General features: G+C 65.4%; 12 protein-coding genes. 11 read left to right on the top strand and 1 reads right to left on the bottom strand.

Going from position 1 to position 8,189, the window contains the following annotated elements:
• The 10 genes from J7E68_RS10655 to rplQ all read left to right on the top strand — a co-directional run.
• A partial coding sequence (locus J7E68_RS10655) for a nucleoside monophosphate kinase (RefSeq protein ID WP_215172416.1) occupies positions 1-351 on the top strand: 351 nt, incomplete at its 5' end.
• 12 nt (positions 352-363) lie between these two features.
• A complete protein-coding gene (map, locus tag J7E68_RS10650; protein ID WP_215172414.1) occupies positions 364-1,212 on the top strand; it encodes a type I methionyl aminopeptidase in 849 nt (282 codons plus the stop codon).
• Between the two features lie 156 nt (positions 1,213-1,368).
• Complete coding sequence (locus J7E68_RS10645) at positions 1,369-2,025, top strand: thioredoxin domain-containing protein (RefSeq protein WP_215172412.1); 657 nt, start codon at positions 1,369-1,371, stop codon at positions 2,023-2,025.
• A 256-nt stretch (positions 2,026-2,281) separates the two neighbouring features.
• Positions 2,282-2,497: a hypothetical protein gene (locus J7E68_RS10640; protein WP_215172404.1), complete on the top strand. Its 216-nt coding sequence runs from the start codon at positions 2,282-2,284 to the stop codon at positions 2,495-2,497.
• A 179-nt stretch (positions 2,498-2,676) separates the two neighbouring features.
• Positions 2,677-2,898: a translation initiation factor IF-1 gene (gene infA, locus J7E68_RS10635; protein ID WP_017201569.1), complete on the top strand. Its 222-nt coding sequence runs from the start codon at positions 2,677-2,679 to the stop codon at positions 2,896-2,898.
• A gap of 64 nt (positions 2,899-2,962) precedes the next feature.
• Positions 2,963-3,079 carry a 50S ribosomal protein L36 gene (gene rpmJ / locus J7E68_RS10630; protein WP_215172402.1) on the top strand — a complete coding sequence of 39 codons (117 nt, stop codon included), beginning with the start codon at positions 2,963-2,965 and terminating at the stop codon, positions 3,077-3,079.
• A 164-nt stretch (positions 3,080-3,243) separates the two neighbouring features.
• The gene (gene rpsM, locus J7E68_RS10625) at positions 3,244-3,618 is read left to right on the top strand and encodes a 30S ribosomal protein S13 (RefSeq protein ID WP_215172400.1); all 375 of its coding nucleotides are present in this window, start codon (positions 3,244-3,246) and stop codon (positions 3,616-3,618) included.
• Between the two features lie 32 nt (positions 3,619-3,650).
• A complete protein-coding gene (gene rpsK / locus J7E68_RS10620) occupies positions 3,651-4,049 on the top strand; it encodes a 30S ribosomal protein S11 (protein WP_042538796.1) in 399 nt (132 codons plus the stop codon).
• Between the two features lie 134 nt (positions 4,050-4,183).
• The gene (locus J7E68_RS10615; RefSeq protein WP_017829188.1) at positions 4,184-5,173 is read left to right on the top strand and encodes a DNA-directed RNA polymerase subunit alpha; all 990 of its coding nucleotides are present in this window, start codon (positions 4,184-4,186) and stop codon (positions 5,171-5,173) included.
• A gap of 33 nt (positions 5,174-5,206) precedes the next feature.
• Positions 5,207-5,764, top strand: a complete 558-nt coding sequence (gene rplQ, locus J7E68_RS10610) for a 50S ribosomal protein L17 (RefSeq protein ID WP_215172398.1) — start codon at positions 5,207-5,209, stop codon at positions 5,762-5,764.
• A gap of 75 nt (positions 5,765-5,839) precedes the next feature.
• Here the strand turns inward: rplQ and J7E68_RS10605 are convergent, their stop codons facing one another.
• Complete coding sequence (locus tag J7E68_RS10605; protein ID WP_215172396.1) at positions 5,840-7,411, bottom strand: AMP-binding protein; 1,572 nt, start codon at positions 7,409-7,411, stop codon at positions 5,840-5,842.
• Between the two features lie 139 nt (positions 7,412-7,550).
• Between J7E68_RS10605 and J7E68_RS10600 the strand changes: the two genes are divergently transcribed.
• On the top strand, positions 7,551-8,189 hold a 639-nt coding region (locus J7E68_RS10600; RefSeq protein ID WP_215172394.1), incomplete at its 3' end, for a sulfite exporter TauE/SafE family protein.

Genomic DNA, 8,189 nt, shown 5'->3' with positions numbered 1-8,189 from the left:
AACGGGTTCCTCCTCGATGGATACCCCCGCAACGCGGCGCAGGTCGAGCACCTCGACGTCTTCCTCGCCGGGCGAGGAGAGTCGCTCGACGCCGTCATCCTGCTGGATGTGCCTCGCAGCGAGAGCCTCGAGCGCCTGAAGCTCCGCGCCGCCGAGCAGGGCCGCTCCGACGACACCGACGAGGCGATCGCGCACCGCCTCGACATCTACGAGCACGAGACCGCTCCGATTCTCGAGGTGTACGGTCCTCGTGGCATCGTCGACCGCATCGACGGCGTCGGCTCTCTCGACGAGATCACCGACCGCGTGTTCGCAGCGCTGACCGCCCGCGGTCTGCGTCTCGCCGCCTGAGCGGATTCTGCGATGTTCCGCAAGTCGATCTACAAGAGCGCGGCGCAGCTGCGGGCGATGGTCGAGCCGGGTCTCATCGCGGCGGCGGCCCTCGAGGCGGTTCGTCCGCTGATCAGGCCGGGAGTGACCACGCTCGAACTCGACACCGAGGCGAACCGGGTGATCGTCGCGCGCGGAGCGGAATCCAACTTCCAGCTCGTGCGCGGGTACCGCCACACGACCTGCATCTCGGTCAATCACGAGGTCGTGCACGGCATCCCCGGAGAGCGTGTGCTCGAAGCAGGCGACATCGTCTCGATCGACTGCGGGGCACAGTTCCAGGGCTGGAACGGCGACAGCGCGATCACGGTCGTGGTCCCCGACGACACCCGCCCCGAGCTGGTGGCTCGGCGTGAAGAGCTCTCCCGCGTGACCGAGGGCTCGATGTGGGCCGGCATCGCGGCGATGGCGTCCGCTTCGCATCTCGGTGACCTCGGTGCAGCCATCCAGGGCTACATCGAAGCACAGGGGCCGTCGGCGGTTTCCGGCGAGACCTACGGCATCCTGCGCGAATACGTCGGTCATGGCATCGGGCGCAAGATGCATGAGGCGCCGAGCGTGTTCAACTACCGCACGCCCGACCCCGGCGCCGAGATCAAGCCGGGACTCGTGCTGGCCATCGAGCCGATGGTGACCGCGGGAAGCGACGAGACCTTCGTCGAGGACGACGACTGGACCGTCTCGACGGTTGACGGCACCGACGGATCGCACTGGGAGCACAGCGTGGCTCTGCACGAAGGTGGCATCTGGGTGCTCACCGCACCCGACGGGGGAGCAGCGGGGCTCGCCGCATTCGGCGTCACTCCGACGCCGATCGCCTGATCCGGGCGCACCTGCCCGCAGCGTCGGCTGTCGTTCAGCGCATCGTCACAACGCGCGCATAGGTTTCTCCGGGCACAATAGGTGTATGGGTGCGCATGCACCCGCAGACTTCAAGCCGGGTGCGCCACGGGCGTGCCTCGACAGAAACGGAACGCAATGGCAGCCGCGAAGAGCAACACCAACTGGTTCGTGATCGGCGTCTCGGCGGCTGTGGTGGTCGTTCTGGCCGTCCTCGCCTTCGTGGTCGTAAGCCTGAACAACCAGGCGACGGCGCCGGGGCCCACACCCGGTGGTGCGATCATCAACCAGGACACCGGAGCGATCACGATCGGCAAGGGCGACACGACCGTCGACACCTACATCGACTTCATCTGCCCGGTCTGCGGTCAGTTCGAGGACGCCTACGGAGAGCAGCTGCAGACTGCGGCGGCGAACGACGAGATCACGCTGAACATCCACCCGATTGCCATTCTCGATTTCCAGTCCACAACCGATTATTCTTCGCGCGCGGCAGCTGCGATGTACTGCGTCGCCGAGAACGACCCGGACGCCGCTGTTCCATTCATGAACCTCCTCTTCGAGAACCAGCCTGCGGAGGGCTCGGCCGGACTCGACGACGCGCAGCTCACGACGTACGCCGAGCAAGCCGGTGCCACGACTTCGGCCGATTGCATCGCAGACGGCGAGTACATCAAGTTCCCGGTCGCTCAGGCGGCCGAGCATGAGATCCGCGGCACGCCGACGGTGGAGATCAACGGCGACCGGATCGACAACAGCGAGATCGCCACCGAGTTCGCCAAGATCCTCGGCTGAGTTCCGGTATCTCGGAACTCTGATTGAGCGGCCTGGGGAACCAGGCAGACTGCATCGTTGGAATCTCTAGTCTGAACGGAGCCAGGGGACTGGCCCTTGCGCGCCAGAGTGACTGGAGGGTCAAATGAAGGTCGACACAATCCGCGGAGGCCGCAGTATCGGAAGGAAAGTGGTCGCGACCGCGGCCCTCGCTGTGGCTCTTCTAGCGGCATCCATAGTTGTTGCTGCGCCTGCGAACGCTGCGACGAGGTGCACAGTGACCTTCGATCGAAACGACGCTCGCGATCTGGTCGGGACCTGTTTCGTCGATTCGGGAAAGACGCTCAAGCTCAAGCTCACCTGCTACAGCATCCCCGGGTACGTCGCATTCACGAAGACGTATACGTTCAAGGCGTCGATGTCGTTCGCATACAACACGGGTTGTCACAGTCCGTTCTATTCCGGAGCAACGTGGAAGACGACGATCGGCTGATCACCTCTGACATCCGTCCGGGAGTTCCGGCATCCTGCTCAGGTTGCCGGAACTCCCGTTGTCGGATAACATAGATCCTTGGTGCCTTGCGCCTTGATTCGGCGTGTCTGAATCGGCGTGGCATCGCAATCCAATCACCCACCGCAGATCGACCGATCTGCAGAAGCGTCAGCGAGGCTATGGCTAAGAAAGACGGTGTCATCGAGATCGAGGGCGTGATCTCCGAGGCTCTGCCCAACGCGATGTTCCGCGTTGAGCTCTCCAACGGACACAAGGTCCTTGCAACGATCTCAGGCAAGATGCGGCAGAACTACATCCGCATCATCCCCGAAGACCGTGTGGTCGTGGAGCTCAGCCCCTACGACCTGACCCGCGGCCGAATCGTCTACCGCTACCGCTGATCGGTCGAGAAGTAACACCCCAGGCACTCCGCCTGCCCGGTGAAGACAGCGAATAGGAAACATCATGAAGGTCAACCCCAGCGTCAAGCCCATGTGCGATCACTGCAAGTTGATCCGTCGTCACGGCCGCGTCATGGTTATCTGCAAGAGCAACCCGCGCCACAAGCAGCGCCAGGGCTGAGTCCCGGGTCCGGGATCGTCGGCTGCGCCGGCGGGATCCTGATCTGAATCACAACTCAACACACACAACGGCAGGGTCAGATTCCACGCGAGTGGAGGACACCTCGGGACAGAGGCCCGAGCACCGATCCTGCTCCACACCTCTACCAATCTCAGGAGAACCGCATGGCACGTCTTGCCGGCGTTGACATCCCGCGCGACAAGCGCGTGGTGATCGCCCTTACCTACATCTACGGCGTTGGCCGTACCCGCTCGGTCGAGATCCTCAAGGCGACGGATATCGACGAGAGCATCCGCGTGAAGGACCTCAGCGATGACCAGCTGATCGCCCTCCGCGACCACATCGAAGGCACCTACAAGGTGGAGGGTGACCTGCGCCGCGAGGTCGCCGCAGACATCCGCCGCAAGGTCGAGATCGGCTCCTACGAGGGCGTCCGCCACCGTCGTGGCCTCCCGGTCCGTGGTCAGCGCACCAAGACCAACGCCCGTACCCGCAAGGGCCCGAAGCGCACCGTCGCAGGCAAGAAGAAGGCCCGCTAAGCGCGGCCCCCAGGGACTAGGAGAACACTTTCATGGCTGCACCCAAGGCCGCCGCGCGCAAGCCGCGCCGCAAGGAAAAGAAGAACATCGCGCTGGGCCATGCCCACATCAAGTCGACGTTCAACAACACCATCGTTTCGATCACCGACCCTTCCGGCGCTGTCATCAGCTGGGCATCGTCGGGTGGCGTGGGCTTCAAGGGCTCGCGCAAGTCGACCCCCTACGCCGCTGGTCTGGCCGCAGAGTCGGCCGCCCGCCAGGCGCAGGAGCACGGCGTCAAGAAGGTCGACGTCTTCGTCAAGGGACCGGGCTCGGGTCGTGAGACCGCGATCCGTTCGCTGACGGCCGCCGGCCTCGAGGTCGGCTCGATCCAGGACGTCACCCCGCAGGCGCACAACGGCTGCCGCCCGCCGAAGCGTCGCCGCGTCTGATCCGGCTTGTTGAGCCGCTCGGCCCCTCGGGGTCGAGCGGCTCGACGCCCGCCAGCGGGCATCGACTCACAAAAACTCAAGACCTCACCCCACCACATGTCATATAGCGGGCATGTGATCGAAAGGAACACAGAGTGCTTATTGCACAGCGTCCCACACTGACCGAGGAAAAGATCGTCGAGAACCGGAGCCGGTTCATCATCGAGCCTCTGGAGCCCGGTTTCGGATACACGATCGGCAACGCGCTTCGTCGCAGCCTGCTGTCGTCGATCCCCGGTGCCGCGGTCACCAGCGTTCGCATCGACGGCGTGCTGCACGAGTTCAGCACCATCCCCGGCGTGAAGGAGGATGTCACCGAGATCATCCTCAACATCAAGCAGCTCGTCGTCTCGTCCGAGCGTGATGAGCCCATCACGGCGTACCTGCGCAAGACCGGTTCGGGCGAAGTCACCGCCGCCGACATCTCGGCTCCGGCCGGTGTCGAGATCCAGAACCCCGAGCTCGTCATCGCGACTCTCAACGAGACCGCGAAGTTCGAGCTCGAGCTCACGATCGAGCGTGGCCGTGGCTACGTCTCGGCGACGCAGAACCGCAACGAGTACGCAGAGGCCGGTCAGATCCCGATCGACTCGATCTACTCGCCGGTCCTCAAGGTCAGCTACCGAGTCGACGCCACCCGTGCGGGTGAGCGCACCGACTTCGACAAGCTCGTCCTCGACGTCGAGACCAAGTCCGCCATCAGCCCCCGCGACGCCGTCGCTTCGGCTGCGAAGACGCTCACCGAGCTGTTCGGTCTCGCACGCGAGCTGAACGTCGAGGCTGAGGGCATCGAGATCGGCCCGGCACCGGTGGAGGCAGTGAACTCCAGCGAGCTGTCGATGCCGATCGAGGACCTCGACCTCTCGGTCCGCTCGTACAACTGCCTGAAGCGTGAAGGCATCAACACCGTTTCTGAGCTCGTCGCCCTGTCGGAGACGCAGCTCATGAACATCCGCAATTTCGGCCAGAAGTCGGTCGACGAGGTGCGCGACAAGCTCATCTCGCTCGGTCTGTCGCTCAAGGATTCGGTGCCCGGTTTCGACGGCGCCCACTTCTACGGCGGCAGCGAAGACGAGTCCTTCTGAAACCCGACCTTTCTGACCAGGAGTTAGACGATTATGCCCAAGCCCACTAAGGGTCCCCGCCTCGGAGGCGGCCCCGCACACGAGCGCCTGCTGCTTGCCAACCTCGCGGCGGCTCTGTACACCCACAAGTCGATCAAGACGACCGAGACCAAGGCCAAGCGCCTTCGTCCGCTCGCCGAGCGACTGATCACCTTCGCCAAGCGCGGAGACCTGCACGCTCGTCGTCGCGTTCTCTCCGTCATCGGCGACAAGAGCGTCGTTCACACGCTCTTCACCGAGATCGCTCCGCTGGTCGCTGACCGCGAGGGTGGCTACACCCGCATCACGAAGGTCGGCAACCGCAAGGGCGACAACGCTCCCATGGCCGTGATCGAGCTCGTCCTCGAGCCCGTCACCCCCAAGGCGAAGTCCGCCAAGAAGGCCGCCAAGGCTGAGAAGCCCGCCGAGGTCGTCGAGGAGGCTCCCGCAGAGGAGGCTCCCGTCGAGGAGGCTCCCGCAGAGGAGTCCGCCGACGCCGGTGCCGAGTCGCAGGCCGAGGGCGAGGCAGCTGAGGCTGCCGCCGAGGACGCTGTCGAGAAGAAGTCCGAGTAAGCACCTCGCTCACACGACGAAGCCCGCCGGCCCGAAGGGGACGGCGGGCTTCGTCGTACGCACTACGCTCCGGGGTCAGCGGGCGCGCAGGTCCTTGCGCAGGATCTTGCCGGAGGCCGACTTCGGGATCGCATCGATGAACTCGACCTGACGCACCTTCTCGTGCGGGGCGACATGAGCGGCCACGTGCGCGATCACGGCCTCCGCGTCGAGCTCGGAGCCCTGCTGCACCACGACGAATGCCTTCGGCACCTCCTGGCCGTCGTCGTCGAGAGCACCGATGACGGCGGCGTCTGCGACAGCGGGATGCTCGAGCAGCACGGCCTCGATCACGGCCGGTGCCACCTGATACCCCTTGTACTTGATGAGCTCTTTGAGCCGGTCGACGATGCGGAAGACACCGTCATGGGTCACGGTCGCGACATCGCCGGTGCGCAGCCAGCCGTCGTCGTCGAGCACCTCTGCGGTCGCATCGGGCCGGTTCAGGTATCCGGCCATGACCTGGGGCCCGCGGATCAGCAGCTCGCCCGGAGCGCTGGCGCCGTCGGCGGGCGCATCGATGTCCGAGCCGTCGTCCGCGAGCAGCCGCGCTTCGGTGTCGGCGAGCAGCATCCCGACCGATGAGCGGTCGATGTCGGGTCGATCGTAGGGGATCGCATGGGTCACCGGGCTGGTCTCGGTCATGCCGTAGCCCTGGCAGACCGTGCAGCCGAGGCGAGTGGCGACGGCCGTCGCGAGCGCGCCGTCCAGGGGAGCGGCGCCGGAGAAGATCACCTTGACCGACGAGGTGTCGAACTGGTCGACGAGCGGATGCTTCGCCAGTGCGACGGCGATCGGCGGGGCGATGAACACCCAGCTGGTGCGGTGATCCTGCACGACGCGGAGGAATTCGGTCAGATCGAACTTCGGCATCGTGACGAGTGCCGCTCGCTGGCGAAGTGCGAAGTTCAGCAGCACGGTCATCCCGTAGATGTGGAAGAACGGCAGTACGGCGAGAACCCGGTCATCGTCGCCGAGCGAGATCGTCGAGCGGCACTGGCTCACGTTGGCGATCAAGTTGCGGTGCGTGAGCATCACCCCCTTCGGGCGCCCCGTGGTGCCGGAGGAGTAGGGGAGCACCGCGAGGTGGGTCGCCGGATCGAAGGTGACGTCAGGTGCCGTTCTCCCCTCGCCCAGAAGCGCGGGGAGTGATGGATGCCCGTCTGCACCGTCGAGCACGATCACATGGTCGTCGTCGAGGCCGACCTGAGCCGCTGCGGCCTTCGCTCCGGCAAGCAGCGGCGAGACCGTGACGAGCCACGTCGCCTCGGCATCCGTCAGCTGGTTCGCGATCTCCTCCGGCGTGTACAGGGAGTTGACGGTCGTGGCCGTCGCGCCGGCACGCAGGATGCCGTGGAAGACCGTCGCGAATGCGGGGATGTTCGGGCACAGGACCGCGACCTTCGTGCCGACGGTCACCCCTCGCGCGGCGAGGGCGCCCGCGAACAGGTCGATCTGGGCGATCAGCTGTCGATAGCTCGTGGTGGCGCCGCTCACTCCGTCGACGAGGGCTGCGGCATCGAGGCGGTCCTCGTCGACATCGCCGAACAGGAACTCGTGGATCGAGACGTCGGGGATCTCGACATCGGGATAGGGACTGTGCACCATGAGATCTCCTTCGATCCGGGTTGTCGACGACGGCGTCTGGTGCGATCCAGTGTCGCACAGGCAGGCACCGGGTCCCAGGGGGTTCTCGCGGATCGTCCGTGTGACGAGATCGCCCGAGTCAGCGGAGTAGGCTGATGCGGTGAGTGATGCAGAGACCCTGAGCAGAGGGCCTCGCGCCTACACGGCCTTCATCGGGATCGGCCTCATCGCGGGCCTCCTCTCGGGCCTCTTCGGCGTCGGCGGCGGAACGGTCATCGTCCCGCTGCTCGTGCTGTTCCTGCACTTCAACCAGCGGCTCGGCGCCGGCACGTCGCTCGCCGCGATCGTGCCGACGGCGACCGTAGGGGTCGTGTCGTACGCGATCAACGACTCCGTCGCCTGGATTCCCGCTCTGATCCTCGCCGCGGGCTCGGTGGTCGGTGCGCAGATCGGCACACGGCTGCTGCCGAGGATCTCGCAGACGGTGCTGCGGTGGTTCTTCGTCGGGTTCCTCGTGATCGTGATCGTGAGTCTGTTCCTGGTCGTCCCCTCCCGTGACGCGGAGTTCGAGCTGCAGCTGCTCAGCGGGATCGCGCTCGTGGCCGTCGGCATCGCCACAGGCATCCTCGCCGGACTCATCGGGGTCGGCGGCGGAGTGATCGTGGTGCCGATCCTGATGCTCGCGTTCGGCACGAGCGACCTTGTCGCCAAGGGCACATCTCTTCTCATGATGATCCCGACCGCGATCTCGGGCACGACCGGCAACCTCCGCAACAGGAACGTCCATCTGCTGGCGGCT

The organism is Microbacterium sp. ISL-103, from assembly GCF_018613995.1.
Lineage (GTDB): Bacteria > Actinomycetota > Actinomycetes > Actinomycetales > Microbacteriaceae > Microbacterium.
This window is presented reverse-complemented; position numbering and strand designations above follow the sequence as displayed.